Below are 15,202 nucleotides of genomic sequence, written 5' to 3' on the forward strand. Positions count from 1 at the left end.
CACAGGGTCCGCGGCTTGCTCAACCGGCGCCGTGTAGTGCCCTCGCCGCCACGGACCAGTTGCTGTGGAGCTGGTCCAGGTAGGACTGTGCCGCTGCGCCCGGTTTGGCGCCCCGCGCGAACGCCGCCATGTTGCCGGGGCCGGTGTTGTAGCCGAGGGCCAGCAAATCGTCCTCGGTGTAGCGGCTGGAGCGCTCGGCGGGGAGCTGCCGGGCCAGGTCGTGCAGGTACCAGGCGGCGGCCTCGACCGCGAGGGCCGGATCGTCGGGCAGCTGCTGCCAGTCCCGGTCGGCGAAGTCCCGGCCCTGTTTGGTCTCGTCGAACGCGGCCTTGTGCATGTTGGCGATGCCGAACGCGGCATCCGGCTTGATGCGCTGCCAGGCCCTTTCCCAGGCGGGGTCATGCGGCTTGTACGACTCGTTGTACAGGATCGCCATCAGCAACTGCGGGTTGATTTCCGCCCGTTTGGCGTACTTGATGACCTGCGGGGCGTAGCGGGACGGGTCCTGGTTGTTCGGTGTCGGTCGCTCGCCCGGCGTGCTGGTGGCGGTGGGCGCCGCCGACTCCCCGGGCTTGCGGGGCGCGGTCGACTCCGTCCCGTGCCCGCCGCGGGCGGCGGCCCACCCCGCCGCGACCAGCACGGCGACCGCGAGGCCGACACCCCACCGAGACCTGCGTGGCTCCGCCACGTCGTGCCCTCCCTGTGCCGCCCGGACCCCCGCGTACCGAAAGATACGCCGCGCGGCGGGGTTCGGCCCGCCTCAGGCGACCCAGCCGTTGGTGACGGCGAGCGTGGCGGAGCCGTCCAGGTCCTTGAGCTTGGTGGCGACGAAGCCGCGCGCCGCCTCGGAGGTCTGCATGCGCAGCGCGGGGCGGTCCGCCTCCAGCGCCGCGACGATCGTCGCGGCGGCGTCCGCGGGGCTCTGCGCGGCGGCGAACGCGTTGGCCGTACGGTCGAGGTAGTTGCGCAGCGCCGGGGCGTAGGGTCCCGCCGCCTCCAGTGCGGCCGGGATGTCGACGTTGACGTTGGCCACGAACTCGCTCGCCACGGCGCCCGGTTCGACCAGGGTGACGGTGACGCCGGTGGTCGCCGCGACCGGGGCGAGCGACTCCAGGAAGCCCTCGACGGCGAACTTGGCGGCGCAGTAGGCCTCGTTGAACGGCTGGCCGACGACACCGCCGACGCTGGTGACGGTGATCAGGCGGCCACGGGAGGCGCGAAGGTGGGGCAGGGTGGCGCGGGCGACCTCCACCACGCCGAAGAAGTTGACCTCCATCACGGCCCGTACGTCGGCCACGGTCTCCTGCTCGATGGTGCCGACGTGGCCCGCGCCCGCGTTGTTGACCACCGCGTCCAGCCGTCCGTGCTCGGCCAGTACGGCCTCCACGCAGGCGGCCACCGAGGCCGGGTCGGTGACGTCCAGGCGGCGCACCTCGATCCGGTCGGCGACCCCGGCGTCGGCCGCGGCCTGGCGCAGGGCGTCGGCGCGGGAGGTGTCGCGCATGGTGGCGACGGTGTGCCAGCCGGCCTGTGCGGCGGCGACGGCGGCGGCCAGGCCGATTCCGGACGAGGTGCCGGTGATCAGAGCGGTCTTGGGCTGGGCGTTCGGGCTGGTGGAGGGCATGGGAGGCCTTGTCTTGAAGGGCGCGATTTATGTGTGCGCACACACACTAAACAATGCGTGTGTGTACACGCAAGCCGTACGATGGGTGGCATGAGCCGTCGCCCGGAGCTGACCATCGGAACCCTTTCCGAGGAGGACCACGCCTTCTACGGTCTGGTGTGGGCGGGCACCACGCTCGCCGCACGGGTGGACCGCGAGCTGTCCCGGGCCCATGGGCTGTCGCTGTCCTGGTTCGAGGTGCTGCTGTGGCTCAACGGTCAGAGCGAGCCGGTGGCCTCCTCCGACCTGGGCGCCAGGACGATGCTCAGCCGCAGCCAGGTCTCCCGCGTTCTGGACGCGATGGTGGCCCGGGGGCTGGTGGCGCGCACACCGTCGCCGACGGACGCCCGGTCGGTGCAGGTCGAACTCACCGCGGAGGGCCGCGCGGCCTTCCGCGAGGCTGATGCCACGCGCCGGGCGGTACTGGGACCGGTCTTCACCGAACTGCTCGGCCCGGAGGACATCCGGGCGCTGGAGACGGTCTGGCGCAAGCTCAAGGGACAAGCCGCCTGACCCCCGCATGACAGATGTCATGCGCGAACGTGGACACTCTGCACTGCCGGGCAGCGCTTCGCTGGTGGGACGCTGAAGTCCCTTTCACCGCAGGAGCGTTGACATGCGCCGTCACGGAATCAACTACGACACCGGGTTCGACCCGTTCGGAGACGAGAGCAGCCGTCCGCACTTCGACGCCGACGCCGTGCGCCGCGACATGGCGGTCATCGTCAACGAACTCCACTGCGACGCGGTACGCGTCTCCGGCGCCGACCCCGAGCGGCTCTCCGTCGCCGCGCAGGCGGCCGCGGAGGCCGGGCTTGAGGTGTGGTTCGCGCCGTTCCCCTGCAACATGGCCCGCGAGCAGCTGATCGAGTACTTCGCCGAGTGCGCCCGGCGCGCGCAGCGGATACGCGCCACCGGCGCCGAAGTCGTCTACGTCACGGGCTGCGAGGTGAGCCTCTTCAACCCGGGCTTCATCCCCGGCGACGATCTCGGCGCCCGGCTGAACGCCATGATGCACTCGCCGAGCCAGTGGTACACCACCGAACTCCCGGCGGTCATTGCCCGGTTGAACACCTTCCTCGCCGACGTCGCGGACGAGGCCCACAAGCACTTCGGCGGGCCGATCAGTTACGCGTCCGGACCGTGGGAGCACATCGACTGGACGCCGTTCGACATCGTCGGCGTGGACGCCTACCGCGCCCACTACAACGAGGCCACGTTCCCTGACGAGGTGCGCGGACACCTTCGGCACGGCAAGCCGGTGGTCGCCACCGAGTTCGGCTGCTGTACGTACCGGGGCGCGGCCGCTCGCGGCGGCGCGGGATGGATGGTGCTGGAGAAGGGCGCCGACGGCGAACGCCGCCTCAAGGAGCGGTTGGAGCGCGACGAGCGGGAGCAGTCCCGGTACTTCTCCGAACTCCTCGCCGTGTTCGAGGAGGAGGGCCTGGACGCCGCCTTCTGGTTCACCTACGCCTCCTGGCACCTCATACACCACTCCTCCGACCCCACCCGCGACACCGACATGGCCGGTTACGGCGTGCAGGCCGTCCTCCCGGACGGCACGCTCCGCCCGAAGCACGTCTTCCGCACGATCGCCGCCGCCTACGCCAAGGCGAAGGGCGACTGAGGCCGTCAGGCCCCGATGTCCACATACGCGGCCCGGAGCAGTGGTGGCGGGGGTACCGGGACCGCATCCGGCGTGCCCTGGTGCGCAGCGTGAACTGACCGACCGGGCAGGTGAGTTCCCGATTGAACCGCCAACGTCTCGATTCCGTAACCAAGGCCAAACGGATCGGCATCGGCAGGGGAGATCGGAGCGTGATGAGGCGAGCGGTGGATTCGGGGCGCGGCCAAGCACGTGGGCGCTTCAACGATTCGGCGGACGCCTTGGGCGGCCCGCCGGCGATCGCCGTCGAACTCAGCCCGTCCACGAGGATGTTGCTGGGCACCGTACTGGCCGTGGTGGCCAGCGCTGTGGGGCTCGGCCTGGTACTGAGCGCCGGTGCGGGGGTGCGCGGCTTCCTGGACTACTTCGCCGGTGTCATCTCGCTGGTGGCGCTCACCGGCGCGGTGCTGTGGGGGGTCATCAGCACCGACACCGCCTTCCTCGGCCCGCGTGGTCGGCTGTGGGCGCAGGGCGTGCACCGGGGGCTCGGCGTCATCTCGCTGGGTTTCCTGGTGCTGCACGTCGGCATCAAGGTCTCCGAGCAGCACGCCTCGCTCGTAGCGGCGTTCGTGCCGATCGGGTTCTCCGCCCGCGGGGTACTGATCGCGGTCGGTGTGGTCGCGGGCTACCTGCTGGTGCTCGCGGTGGGCACCGGGGTGGCCCGCAGGGCGTTCGCCGCCCGGCGGCACCCGGTGCGCTGGCGGATCCTGCACGCGGCCTCGTATGTCTCGTGGCTGGCGGCGCTGGTGCACGGGCTGAAGGCGGGGCGGCCCGCCGCGTGGTGGGTCACCGCGTCGTACATCGCCTGCATGATCGCCGTCACGGCCGTGGTGGCGGTGCGCATGCGCGGACCGGCCCGCCAGGAACGCGCCCCGTCGATACGTCGGCCCCCCATCGCGCCGACCGGCCGCCGCCGGGCGGGCGGTCGGCGCAGACGGACGGACCGCAGGAACCCGCCGTACCCGTACGCCCCGGAGACGACCCGGTCACGGATCGAGGGCCGCCGATGAACAACCTGCCGGTACGCAGCCTGGCCAGCGACCTGCCCGAGGTGCGCCCGTTCGGACTGCCGCGACTGACCGCCGGAATGGACATGGCGGCGCGACTGGACTGGACCACACACCTGTCCGTACACGGCCCGCTGCCCGACCTCACGCTGCCCCAACTCACCCAGTTGGCAACGGACATCGACCTGCGCGGCCGGGGCGGCGCGGGCTTCCCCTTCGCCCGGAAACTGCGTGCCGTGGCCGACTCGGCCCGCAAGCGGCGCACCCGTACCGCCGTGGTGGTCAACGGCTGCGAGGGCGAGCCGGCCTGCCGCAAGGACACCGTGCTGCTGGCCCGCGCCCCTCATCTGGTGCTGGACGGCGCGTTGTTGGCCGCCGAGGCGCTGGGCGCTGAGCAACTGGTGGTGGGCGTCACCCAGGGGCCGCTGGAGGAGTCGGTGCGCGCGGCGCTGGCCGAGCGCGGACTGTCCGACCGGCGCGGACGGCGGCTGCGGGCCCGGGTGTTCCGGATGCCGGAGCGTTTCGTCTCCGGCGAGGCAACGGCGTTGCTGAGGGCGGCGGACGGCGGCCCCGCGCTGCCGCCCGGCCGCCGGGTGCGGTCCGCCGAGCGCGGGCTGTCCGGGCTGCCCACGCTGGTGTCCAACACCGAGACGTTCGCGCAGATCGCGGTGGCCGCCCGGATGGGCGCGGAGTACTACGCCGCGACGGGTGCGCCCGAGGAGCCGGGCACGGTGCTGCTCACCCTCGGCGGCTCGGTGCCGCGACGGGTGGTGGTGGAGACCCCGACCGGGGTGCCGCTGGCGCACGTACTGGAGAGCTGCGGCACCGGCATCGGCCAGGGTGTGCTGGTCGGCGGCTACCACGGCGCCTGGCTGGATCCCAGCGCCGCCTCGATGGCCTCGATCTCCCGTACCAGCATGGCCGCGCACCGGGCGACGCTCGGCGCGGGGGCGGTGCTGCCGCTGTCGTACGACGTGTGCCCGCTGGGTGAGACGCTGCTGGTCGCGCGGTGGCTGGCGGCCGAGACCGCGGGCCAGTGCGGGCCGTGCCGCCTGGGCCTGCCCGCGCTCGCCGGTGCGCTGGCCGACGTGCTGGCCGGCGGCGGGCAACCCGCGTTGGAGACGCTACGGCAGTACGCGGGGTCGGTGCGTGGCCGGGGCGCGTGCAAACACCCGGACGGTTCGGCCCGGTTCGTACTGTCGGCGGTGAACACGTTCACCGATGACCTGGCCGCCCATGTACTGGGCGGCGGCTGCGGGCGACCGGTGGCCGGGCTGCTCCCACTGCCGACGGACGACGGGCCGGGCGTCGGCGAACGGCTCGCTGTGGACTGGACGTTGTGCGTGGGGCACGGGCTGTGCGCCGACCTCCTCCCGGAGGCGATGCGCCTGGACCGTGACGGCTACCCGGTCTTCGACGACGTCCCGCTCCCGGACTACCTGCTGCCGCGCGCCCGCAGGGCGGTGGCCCGCTGCCCGGCGCTGGCGCTGCGCCTGGAAAGGCGGTGAGGCGGCCACGCGGCGCGGGACTGTCCCGTACAAGGTCCGGTCGCTCAAGAGGGGCCGGGTCCCGGCGGTAGGAGGGACCGCGGGACGCCGGGTCAGCGGCGGGTGTAGGGAGCCACCAGCGTCGCGGAGGCGACCGCCCGGTGCCGCAGTTCGCGCAGGGTCTGGGTGGGCGGGGTCTTGGCGTTCAGGGACGCGGGGGTCCGCTCGCGCATTGCGTACAGGGTGAGTTGGTAGTGGTGCGTGGTGCCGTGTGGTGGACACGGACCGTCGTAGGTGGCCTCGCCGAAGTCGTTGAGCGCCTCGCGGGCGCCCGGCGTGAGGTGGTGGGCGGTCAGGCCGTGGGCGTCGGCGGGGATGCCGAGCTGCAGCCAGTGGATCTTGTGTGCGTCCAAGTCGACCATGGACACGGCGAGTTCGGCGGTGCCCGCGGGCACATGCGCGAAGTTCAGGCCCGGTGAGTAGTCCCGTGGGTCGTCACAGGTCATCAGCCGTACGAAGGCACCGGACCTGTCGAAGCCCTGGCCCCGGGTGAGCGTGAGGCCGGTGGCCGTCGTGCCGGTCGGCGGAGCCCCGGGCGCGGTCTTCGGCCCGCCACCGGAGCAGGCGGCGCACACCAGCAGTGCCGCCACGGTCGCCATGAACGCCTGGGCGCGGTGTCCTCGCATGGCGCCTACTGTAGGCACACGAACATGTTCCTACGGTGACCGAGCCGACTGGACGCGCCCGCCGTAGACGCTCAGCCCGTAGATGGCGGCGATGTCCAAGGCGATGATCAGTACGGACCACACGGGGTAGGCCGGGATGAAGAACATGTGCGCGAACGCGTTCAGGCCCAGCACCACGACGCCGAACCAGCGCGCCCACTCGGCCCCCGTCGACAGCACGCCGACGCAGGCGAACGCCTGGAGGATCGCCAACGCGAGCAGCAGCCAGCCGAAGGCCCGCAGGTCGCCGAGGACGAAGTGGGCGTTGCCGAGGAAGACGTGCGAGTTGGCGATGGCCGCGATGCCGTCGAGTCCGTTGAAGAGTGCCAGCAGTCCCAGCATGACCCCTGCGAACACCGCCAGACCGCGGCCTTCCTGCTCTGCCACGCCGGCCCGGTAGGCATGTGAAGTCATAGCAACCTCCATGTGTGGCCCCTTCTGACCTCTTCCCGTTTTGGAAGAGGACCTATCGGTGCCACCGTCCGGAGCCGTGCCGTCTCACCCCGTTACCAGCGTCGGCGCTGATCGGGGTGGCCGCCAGGATGATCTTCGGCGCCGTGGATGCCGGGCCGCGCGGGCAGGAGCGCGGCGCCCGGGACCGCGGGGGCCGGTGACCGCGGATCAGCCCGCGGTCTCGGTGTCCTCGAAGTAGGACTCCAGTACCGCGTCCAGTTCCGCCGCCCACTGCTTGGGCAGGCTCCGGTTGGGAGCCTCGATGTCGGCGTCGTAGCTGCGGCGGCCGGTGGTGTACACGGTGACGGTGAGGCGGCGGCCGAAGCGGGGGGTGTCCATCTCCACCGCGCCGATCTCCGACCAGCCGAACTCGGCCGTCTCGTCGTCCAGCCGGAAGGTGACGCCGGTGCTGTCGACGGTGATCGAACCGCGTCGGTCGGACACCTCGAAGGCCGGGCCGTCGGCCACCGGTCGCGGCTCCTCCTCCTCGGCGGCGGCTGCCTCCGGTTCGGGTTCCGTCTCCGGTTCGGTGCGGGCGTCCTGTGCGGCGTCCGGCAGCACGGCCTCCGGTACCGGCGGCTGCTCCTCCGCCTCGGCAGGGCGCGGCGGGGTCAGGCCGGGGACGTACGCCGGATCGGTTCCGGCGGCGTGCACGGACGGGCTGTTCTGACCTATGCGGTGCTCCACGGCGGGCAGTATGGCCGATGGAGCTGTGCGGGCGGTAGCCGGGCCGGGCCCGCTTACCGCCCGCTTGACGCCTAGGCGCCGGTGGTCTGCTGGCCGGTGGCGCTGTCCGCCAGCCACTGGGTCCAGGAGACGTTGAAGTCCGCGTAGCCGTTGTCCCCGGCGGCGTCGCCGCGCGGCGAGCCGGAGATGGTCACCGGGTCGCCCTGCTCGACGTTGTTGTAGAACCACTTCGCGTCGTCCAGCGACAGGTGGACGCAGCCGTGCGAGCCGTAGCTGTGGCCCGGGTACGGGTCGCCGGTGGAGTAGTGGACGTACGTGCCGGACGTGGTGAGCTGTACGTCCCAGGGCAGCGTCAGGTCGTAGAAGTTCGGGTTGCTCTTGTCGCAGGTGATGCCCACGCTGCACGAGGTCATCCGCACCTTGGCCTGCTTGTCCATCACGGCCATGGTGCCGTCCCAGGACGGGAAGTCCGGGCTGCCCGCGTCGATGGCCATGGTGCGCACCACCGAGCCGTTGCGGGTGACCTTCATGGTGTGTCCGGTCACCGAGACGCTGGCTTCGAAGTCGGCGCCGATGGTGAAGGTGTGCTGGTAGCTACGGGTGCCGTAGCGGCCGTTTCCGTCGCTGGCCCCGTTCAGGTCGGCGTTGAGGGTGACCTTGGTGCCGGACGGCCAGTAGTCCTTGGGCCGGAAGTCGACCCGGGTGTCGCTGAACCAGTGCCACGCGCCCGTGACCGGTGTCGAGGTGGTCACCTTCAGGTGCCGCTCGACGGCGGCCCGGGCCGAGTGCGCCACCGGGTTGGAGAACTGGACCGATATCGGCATGGCCACGCCCACGGTGCTGCCGTTCTCCGGTGCGATGGTGTCCAGCAGCATCGGCGGCCCGGCGGGCCGGGTCGGCGACGGGTGCGCGCTCGGCTTGGCCTTCGTGCCGGGCTGCGCGGACGCCTTCGCGTCGGTGGTCGAGGCCATCGCGTGCCCACCGCACGCGGTGGCGCTTGTCAGCACCGCACCAGCCAGTAGTGCCATCCCGATGCTGCGCTTGATCCGCCCCACGCCTTGCTCCACTCACGTCACTTCATCGGATTTCAACATCCCCAGAGACATCGACTGTAAGCAACGGGTTCCAGGGAGGATGCAAAGCAAAGGCCAAAATTCGGACTCGGCGGCATGATTCACAGATACGGTGCCGCGAAAACGCCCAGGCCCAGGTCGCTGACCTGGGCCTGGGCGCATGCGGTACGGGGTCAGGCGGTGGTGGCGCCGGTGGCGCTTCCCGCCAGCCACTGCGACCAGCTCAGGTCGTAGTCCGCGTAGCCGTTGTCCCCGGCGGCCTTGCCGCGCGGCGAACCCGTGATGGTGACCGGGTCACCTTGCTTGGCGTAGTTGTAGAACCACTCGGAGTCAGCCAGCGACAGGTGGACGCAGCCGTGCGAGCCGTTGGCGTGGCCCGGGTGCGGGTCGGCCGTGGAGTAGTGGACGTAGGTGCCCGAGAAGGTCAGGTGGACGTCCCAAGGCAGCGTGATGTCGTAGTAGTTGGGGTTGTGCGGGTCGCAGGTGATGCCCACGCTGCACGACGTCATCCGCACCTTGGCCTGCTTGTCGATCACCGCCATGGTGCCGTCCCAGGACGGGAACTGCGGGCTGCCCGCGTCAATCGGCATGGTGCGTACCAGCTTGCCGTTCCGGTACACCCTCATGGTGTGGCCCGGCACGGAGATGGTGGCCTCGACGTCGGCGCCGATGGTGAAGGTGTGCTGGTAGCCGTGGACGCCGTAGCGGCCGTAACCGTCGCCGACTCCGGTCAGGTTGGCGTTGAGCGTGACCCTGGTGCCGGACGGCCAGAACTTCTGCGGACGGTAGTCGACCCGCCGGTCGCCGAACCAGTGCCACGCGCCGGTGACCGGTACCGAGGTGGTCACCTTCAGGTGCCGCTCGATGTTGGCCCGGGCCGAGGGCGCCACGGGGTTGGAGAACACCACCGATATCGGCATGGCCACGCCCACGGTGCTACCGCTGCTGGGCGTGATCGAGTCCAGCAGCATCGCCGCGCGCGACGAGTGGGCCGCTGCCGGGCGCGCACCCGCCCTGTCCTTGGCGGCCTGCGGCGCGCTCGCCTTCACCGGCGCCTTGGCCGCCGCCTTGCCGTCCGGCGTCGCCGCCATCGCGTTGCCGCCGAACACGCCCGTACCGGCCAGTACCGCACCGGCCAGTAGTGCTACCCCAGCGCTGCGCTTTCTCCGCCCCACGCTCCTGCTCCGTTCATGTCAGGTCAGATGTCACCGCCGTCTGAGACACGGGACCCGTGCGAACGGTTGCGGGCGGGGGGCAAAGCATCGGCCAAGAAAGCCTGTTGGGTGCCCGGCCGTTCTGCGCCCCCACCTACTGGACCAGCTGGATGGAACCGCTGATCGCCATCGGGTTCGTGGCGGCCCTCGGCGTACTGGTCGGCACGGTGCTGTTCGTGCGGCGCGGCGGCATCACCCCGCTGCCGGGAGCCGGGCTGACGATGGCGCAGCGTTGGCGGTTCATGTGGCTTGAACTCGCCGTGGTCAGCGTCGAGGTCGTGGTCTGGCTCGCGGACGGGCTCGGTTGGGCCTTGCTGCTCGCGGGGGTGCTCGGCTGGATCCCCACGGGGATGCGCGAAAGGGCGCGCAGGAAGTGACCGGGGAACGGGCGGAGTTGGTGGAGGGGTTCCTCCAGCCCACCCGGCTGAAGATCGTCGCGCTGCTGTCGGGCTGTGCGTCGGCCCAGTTCCGGGTGGTTCGCGATCGGTTGGAGTTGTCCGATTCGCTGCTGTCGAAGCATGTGTCCGGTCTGAAGAAGGAAGGCTTCGTCACGGTGCGCAAGAGCATCGTGGGCAGCATGCCGCAGACCTGGTTGTCGCTGACCTGGCGGGGGCGCAGGGCGTTCGTCGGCCATGTGGCGGCGCTTCAGAAGATGGCGGACGACGTGGTCTGGCCGGCGGAGTCACAGGCCCCGGACTGACCGCGGGGCAAGGGGTGTCAGCCGCTTTCGGCGGATGGCACCCCTGTTCGCCCTCCGGCTCAACTGGGTTACGGGTTAGGGACGTTACCGCTGCGCGCGCCGCTACTGGGAGAAGTCCTGGGTGAGCCAGACCGTGCCCGCTGGGTCGCGGTAGGTGGCGATGCCTATGTGGGCGTAGGTGGAGCTCAGGATGTTCCGGCGGTGGCCGTCGTTCGGTGGCTTCTCGTCCAGCATGCCCTGCGTCAGTTGGACGGCCATCGATGCCACCGCCCGCCGCGTGTCGCTCAACGGGCCGCCCTCGCCTATGTTCTCGCCGCCCGCCGAGGCCGGTACGCCCTGCGCCTGGTCGCGTTCGTAGAACGGCGGCTCGTTGGGGCACTGGTGGGACAGGCCGCAGCCGTCGGCCATCACGTGGTTGTGCGCGGCGGCGGCTCGGGTGAGCCCGTTCAGCAGGGTGTACCCGGGTAGGCCATGGGCGGCCCGCGCCTTGTTGATCACCGCCAGCACCTGCTGGAGCGGGTCATCGGCGTTGGCGGTGCCCTTGGGGGCGGGTGGCCGCGGGTGCCGGGTGCGGTGGGTGGCGGGTATGCGCGGGGCCGGGGTACGGGCGGTGGCTGGGGTCGGGCCGGGGGTCCAGGTGATGTCGGGCGCCGGTTCCTGGCCGGTCGCCCGTTGTGCGGACTGCCGTGCGGCGGCTGGGGTGGGCGGCTGGCCGGGGGCGCCCAGGCAGGCGAAGGCGGTGCCACCGCCCAGGACGGCGATCGCCGCGCCTCCTGCCAGTGCCAGCCGTAGGCGCGGCCTGCGTGAGAGGCGGTGCCTCCGCTTTCCCGCGTCGGTGCGACGGTGCGCGCTCATGTGCCGTTACCTCTGGTTTTCGGGGGTGGGTGGTGCCCGGGCGGCAATGAACTTAGGCGGTTTCGGGGGCGCGGAGTGCGACTTTGGGGTCCGTTAAGGCCGGGATGAGGCGGGGCTTGGGATCACGGAGTGGGCGCACGTGAACTACGCGGTCGCACAAGGGCGTTGAGGTAGCTGACGCTACGTCAGGGAGCCTGCGGATGTGGTCACTGGGGGCGGCGGGTGGGCGGGGACACGCGTGATCGTTGCGGTGGGTGTGGCGGGGTGCGGGGCTCGGTGGGGTGGGCGTGACCCGGTTCGTTCAGGACCGGCCATCTGACGGCGCGGCCCCCAGATGGCCGCCCGTGCCGCCCCGCCGTCCCGGCCAGGCGTTGCGGGCCGGGAAGCGCGGAGTTGGAATCAGGTGTGAAGCTCTTTGGTGGTGCCGCCGACGCCGCCCGGCTCGCGCCAGACGCCGGTGCGGGGCGAAAGGGGCTCAAGAGCGGCACCCTGGGGCTGTTCTCCTCGGTCGTCATCGGCCTGGCGTCCACCGCGCCGGCGTACAGCCTCGCCGCCGCGCTCGGCCTCATCGTGGCGGGCGTCGGCCTCCAGGCACCCATCGTCACGATGCTGGCCTTCGTACCGATGCTGCTGATCGCATACGCGTACCGGGAGCTGAACGCGGGCAACGCCGACTGCGGTACCACCTTCACCTGGGCGACCCGGGCCTTCGGCCCGCGCATCGGCTGGATGGGCGGCTGGGGCATCATCGTCGCCGACATCATCGTGATGGCGAACCTCGCCGAGATCGCCGGTATCTACGGCTTCCGGCTGCTGGGCTACGACGCGCTCGCGGGCAACCGGCTGTGGACGACCGTCGCGGGAGTGGGCTGGATCATCGTGATGACCGCGATCTGCTACGTGGGCATCGAGCTGTCTGCCACCGTGCAGCGCTGGCTGCTGTGCATCGAGGTGGCGGTGCTGCTCCTGTTCGCGGTGACCGCCCTGGTCAGGGTGTACACCGGCAACCCGCCGACCGCGATGCGTGTGTCCGCCTCGTGGTTCGACCCCTTCCAGGTGGCCTCCCCCAGGGCGCTCACCGAGGGCATCCTGGCCGCGGTCTTCATCTACTGGGGCTGGGACACCGCCGTCACGGTCAACGAGGAGACCGCCGACAGCACGCACATCCCCGGCCGCGCCGCGGTCGTCTCCACCGTGCTGCTGCTGGGCCTCTACGGCCTGGTCGCCACCTCCGCGCAGGCCTTCGCCGGGATCGGCCGCACCGGGATGGGCCTCGGCAACGCCGCCCACTCGGGTGATGTGCTCTCCGGCCTGGGCAACGCCGTCTTCGGCAGCCACGGCACCGGACTGTTCCTGTCCCGGCTGCTGGTCCTCATGGTGCTGACGTCGGCGGTGTCGTCGGCCCAGACCACCATCCTGCCGATGGCCAGGACCGTCTTCTCCATGGCCGCGCACAAGGCCGTGCCGTCCCGCTTCGCCCGGGTGCACCGCAGGTTCCTCACCCCGACCTGGTCGACGGTCGGCATGGGCCTGGCCTCGATCGGCTTCCTGGTGCTGCTGACCGCGTTCAGCCGTGACGTACTGGCCGACTCGATCCAGTCGGTGGGCCTGGCGATCGCTTTCTACTACGGCCTCACCGGCTTCGCCTGCGTCTGGTACTACCGCGGGGTGCTCACCCGTAGCGCCAGGGACCTGCTGTTCAAGGGCCTGCTGCCGGGGCTCGGCGGGCTGATGATGCTGTTCCTGTTCTGCTACGCCGCCTTCGACGTGTACGCGAACCCGAAGTACGGCGTGACCTCGGTCCACGTACCGCTGGTGGGACAGGTCGGCGGGGTGACCGTGGTGGGCCTGGGCGCGCTGCTGCTCGGCGTCGTGCTGATGCTGGTCATCACCCGTGAGCACACCTCGGCGCTCAGGCTCCAGCGCAACCTGCTGCCGCAGCGGCTGCCGCCGCAGACGGCCGTGGAACTGGCCAGCCGGTATGTGCCCGCCGACAGCGGGTCCGGGGTGGGCGGCGACTGGTTCGACGTCATCCCGCTGTCCGGTACGCGGGTCGGCTTGGTCGTCGGCGACGTGCTCGGCCACGGTCTGCGCGCCGCCGCCACCATGGGCCGGCTGCGTACCGGCGTACGGGTGCTGGCCCGGCTGGACCTCGCCCCGGACGAGGTGCTGTCCAGGCTGGACGACCTGGTGGCGCTGAAGGACTCCGAAGACGGCGTCGCCGACGCCCGGCAGGGAGACGACGAGGCACGCGGGGTGACCTGCCTGTACGCGGTGTACGACCCGGTGTCCGGGCGGTGCAGCATGGCCCGGGCCGGACACACGCTGCCGGCGGTGGTCACCCCGCACAGCGGCGTCGCCAGCTATCCCGAGCTGCCGCCCGGGCCGCCGCTGGGCGTCGGCGGTCTGCCGTACCAGAGCACGGAACTCCAGCTTCCGCCGGGCAGTCTCATCGCCCTGTTCACCGACGGGCTGGTCCAGGCCGCCGACCGCACCGACACCGGGCTCGCCCAGTTGGCCGAAACCCTCGCCCAGCACAAGCGCCCACTGGAGGAGCTGTGCGACCGGGCGGTCGCGACCCTGCTGCCCGGGCCGGTGGACGACGACGCGGCGCTGCTCCTGGCACGCACCCGGGTGCTCGGCGAGCATCAGGTGGCGGTGTGGGAACTCCCCGCCGACCCCGAGAAGGTCGGTCGTGTCCGCTCCGCGGTCGCCGCCCAGCTCGCCCAATGGGGCCTGGAGGAGCTGGCGTTCACCACCGAACTCATCGTCAGTGAGTTGACCACCAACGCCATCCGGTACGCCGACGGCCCGATCCACGTCCGGCTGATCCGGGACCGGACCCTGATCTGCGAGGTCTCCGACACCGGCCACACTTCCCCCCACCTGCGCCATGCCGCCACCGACGACGAGGGCGGCCGTGGGCTGTTCATCATCGCCCAGATGGCCCAGCACTGGGGCACGCGTTACACACCCACCGGCAAGACCATCTGGGCCGAGCAGGGGCTGCCGGTGGGCGAGGCCGACGGCGCCTGAACCAGTACGCGGTGGGGAGCCGCCGCCGAGTTCAGTCCGCCACCGTGATCGCGAACGGCCGCAGCCCCCGGTTGCGCAGCAGAGCGGGTACGAGCAGCATCACCGCCTCGGTGCCGCGGGCCGTGGTGATGTCGCCCAGGTCCTCGATCCAGTCGGGAGGCCAGCCCAGGTCGGCGAGGAGCGCGGCGACGGCCGACTTGGCGGCCGGATCGTCACCCGAGACGAAGGCCCTGGGTGCGGAGTTCAGGGCGCGGGGGTCGGCCATGACGGCGAAGTGCATGGTGTTGAGCGTCTTGACCACGCGGGTTCCCGGCAGGGCCAGTTGGAGGGGTTCGGCGACGCCGCGGCCCGGCGCGTTGGAGACGTCGACGAGGATCCTGCCGTGCAGCGCCTCGCGTAGCGCGCTCAGGTGGTCCAGTGAACTGCCGCCCGGGGTGGCGTTGATGACGATCGGGGCGCGGCGTACGGCTTCCTCGGGGAGGGCGAAGGCGACGGGGCGGCCGGTCCAGGTGGCCGGTGCGGCGGTGGGGTTTCGGGTGCCGATGACGATGCGGTGGCCGGCGGCGGACAGCTTGTCCGCCAGTGTGGCCGCGACGCGGCCCGATCCCAGGATGGCGAGGGTGTTCACGGTGCTCC

Annotated in this window: 16 protein-coding genes; 7 read left to right on the forward strand and 9 right to left on the reverse strand. The window is 71.4% G+C overall.

Annotated elements, in window-relative coordinates; all coding sequences use genetic code 11:
- Positions 1-19: 19 nt before the first annotated feature.
- Both P3G67_RS19645 and P3G67_RS19650 read right to left on the reverse strand, forming a co-directional pair.
- Positions 20-688 (reverse strand): transglycosylase SLT domain-containing protein, encoded by a 669-nt coding sequence (locus tag P3G67_RS19645; RefSeq protein ID WP_276094604.1) that lies wholly within the window; start codon positions 686-688, stop codon positions 20-22.
- 72 nt (positions 689-760) lie between these two features.
- A complete protein-coding gene (locus P3G67_RS19650; protein ID WP_276094605.1) occupies positions 761-1,624 on the reverse strand; it encodes an SDR family NAD(P)-dependent oxidoreductase in 864 nt (287 codons plus the stop codon).
- Positions 1,625-1,714: 90 nt separating this feature from the next.
- Between P3G67_RS19650 and P3G67_RS19655 the strand changes: the two genes are divergently transcribed.
- From P3G67_RS19655 to P3G67_RS19670, 4 genes are all read left to right on the forward strand, one after another.
- Positions 1,715-2,176 (forward strand): MarR family winged helix-turn-helix transcriptional regulator, encoded by a 462-nt coding sequence (locus P3G67_RS19655; RefSeq protein ID WP_269855495.1) that lies wholly within the window; start codon positions 1,715-1,717, stop codon positions 2,174-2,176.
- 103 nt (positions 2,177-2,279) lie between these two features.
- The gene (locus P3G67_RS19660; RefSeq protein WP_276094606.1) at positions 2,280-3,290 is read left to right on the forward strand and encodes a hypothetical protein; all 1,011 of its coding nucleotides are present in this window, start codon (positions 2,280-2,282) and stop codon (positions 3,288-3,290) included.
- Between the two features lie 194 nt (positions 3,291-3,484).
- Positions 3,485-4,339, forward strand: coding sequence for a hypothetical protein (locus P3G67_RS19665; RefSeq protein WP_276094607.1), 855 nt, complete (start codon positions 3,485-3,487; stop codon positions 4,337-4,339).
- Positions 4,336-5,844 (forward strand): NADH-quinone oxidoreductase subunit NuoF family protein, encoded by a 1,509-nt coding sequence (locus P3G67_RS19670; protein WP_276094608.1) that lies wholly within the window; start codon positions 4,336-4,338, stop codon positions 5,842-5,844. Before P3G67_RS19665 ends, P3G67_RS19670 begins: the two co-directional genes overlap by 4 nt.
- A 92-nt stretch (positions 5,845-5,936) precedes the next feature.
- Here the strand turns inward: P3G67_RS19670 and P3G67_RS19675 are convergent, their stop codons facing one another.
- The 5 genes from P3G67_RS19675 to P3G67_RS19695 all read right to left on the reverse strand — a co-directional run bounded on the left by P3G67_RS19675 (position 5,937) and on the right by P3G67_RS19695 (position 9,936).
- Positions 5,937-6,509 carry a YbhB/YbcL family Raf kinase inhibitor-like protein gene (locus tag P3G67_RS19675; protein WP_276094609.1) on the reverse strand — a complete coding sequence of 191 codons (573 nt, stop codon included), beginning with the start codon at positions 6,507-6,509 and terminating at the stop codon, positions 5,937-5,939.
- A gap of 30 nt (positions 6,510-6,539) precedes the next feature.
- Positions 6,540-6,962 carry a DUF7144 family membrane protein gene (locus tag P3G67_RS19680; RefSeq protein ID WP_276094610.1) on the reverse strand — a complete coding sequence of 141 codons (423 nt, stop codon included), beginning with the start codon at positions 6,960-6,962 and terminating at the stop codon, positions 6,540-6,542.
- Between the two features lie 207 nt (positions 6,963-7,169).
- Positions 7,170-7,688 carry a hypothetical protein gene (locus P3G67_RS19685; RefSeq protein WP_276094611.1) on the reverse strand — a complete coding sequence of 173 codons (519 nt, stop codon included), beginning with the start codon at positions 7,686-7,688 and terminating at the stop codon, positions 7,170-7,172.
- 71 nt (positions 7,689-7,759) lie between these two features.
- Positions 7,760-8,743: a L,D-transpeptidase gene (locus P3G67_RS19690; protein ID WP_276094612.1), complete on the reverse strand. Its 984-nt coding sequence runs from the start codon at positions 8,741-8,743 to the stop codon at positions 7,760-7,762.
- A 191-nt stretch (positions 8,744-8,934) separates the two neighbouring features.
- Positions 8,935-9,936 (reverse strand): L,D-transpeptidase, encoded by a 1,002-nt coding sequence (locus tag P3G67_RS19695; RefSeq protein ID WP_276094613.1) that lies wholly within the window; start codon positions 9,934-9,936, stop codon positions 8,935-8,937.
- 104 nt (positions 9,937-10,040) lie between these two features.
- Here P3G67_RS19695 and P3G67_RS19700 point away from each other — a divergent pair, with 104 nt between their 5' ends.
- On the forward strand, positions 10,041-10,352 hold the full coding sequence (locus P3G67_RS19700; protein ID WP_276094614.1) for a hypothetical protein: 312 nt from the start codon (positions 10,041-10,043) through the stop codon (positions 10,350-10,352).
- On the forward strand, positions 10,349-10,675 hold the full coding sequence (locus P3G67_RS19705; protein ID WP_276094615.1) for a transcriptional regulator: 327 nt from the start codon (positions 10,349-10,351) through the stop codon (positions 10,673-10,675). Before P3G67_RS19700 ends, P3G67_RS19705 begins: the two co-directional genes overlap by 4 nt.
- Before the next feature lie 102 nt (positions 10,676-10,777).
- Here P3G67_RS19705 and P3G67_RS19710 read toward each other — a convergent pair whose 3' ends face one another.
- On the reverse strand, positions 10,778-11,530 hold the full coding sequence (locus P3G67_RS19710) for a CAP domain-containing protein (RefSeq protein ID WP_276094616.1): 753 nt from the start codon (positions 11,528-11,530) through the stop codon (positions 10,778-10,780).
- Positions 11,531-11,935: 405 nt separating this feature from the next.
- Between P3G67_RS19710 and P3G67_RS19715 the strand changes: the two genes are divergently transcribed.
- Entirely contained in the window at positions 11,936-14,566 is a 2,631-nt protein-coding gene (locus P3G67_RS19715) for a SpoIIE family protein phosphatase (RefSeq protein ID WP_276094617.1), read from the forward strand.
- A gap of 31 nt (positions 14,567-14,597) precedes the next feature.
- Here P3G67_RS19715 and P3G67_RS19720 read toward each other — a convergent pair whose 3' ends face one another.
- The gene (locus tag P3G67_RS19720; RefSeq protein WP_276094618.1) at positions 14,598-15,194 is read right to left on the reverse strand and encodes an NADPH-dependent F420 reductase; all 597 of its coding nucleotides are present in this window, start codon (positions 15,192-15,194) and stop codon (positions 14,598-14,600) included.
- Between the last annotated feature and the right edge of the window lie 8 nt (positions 15,195-15,202).

The organism is Streptomyces silvisoli (genome assembly GCF_029269905.1).
Classification (GTDB): domain Bacteria; phylum Actinomycetota; class Actinomycetes; order Streptomycetales; family Streptomycetaceae; genus Streptantibioticus_A; species Streptantibioticus_A silvisoli_A.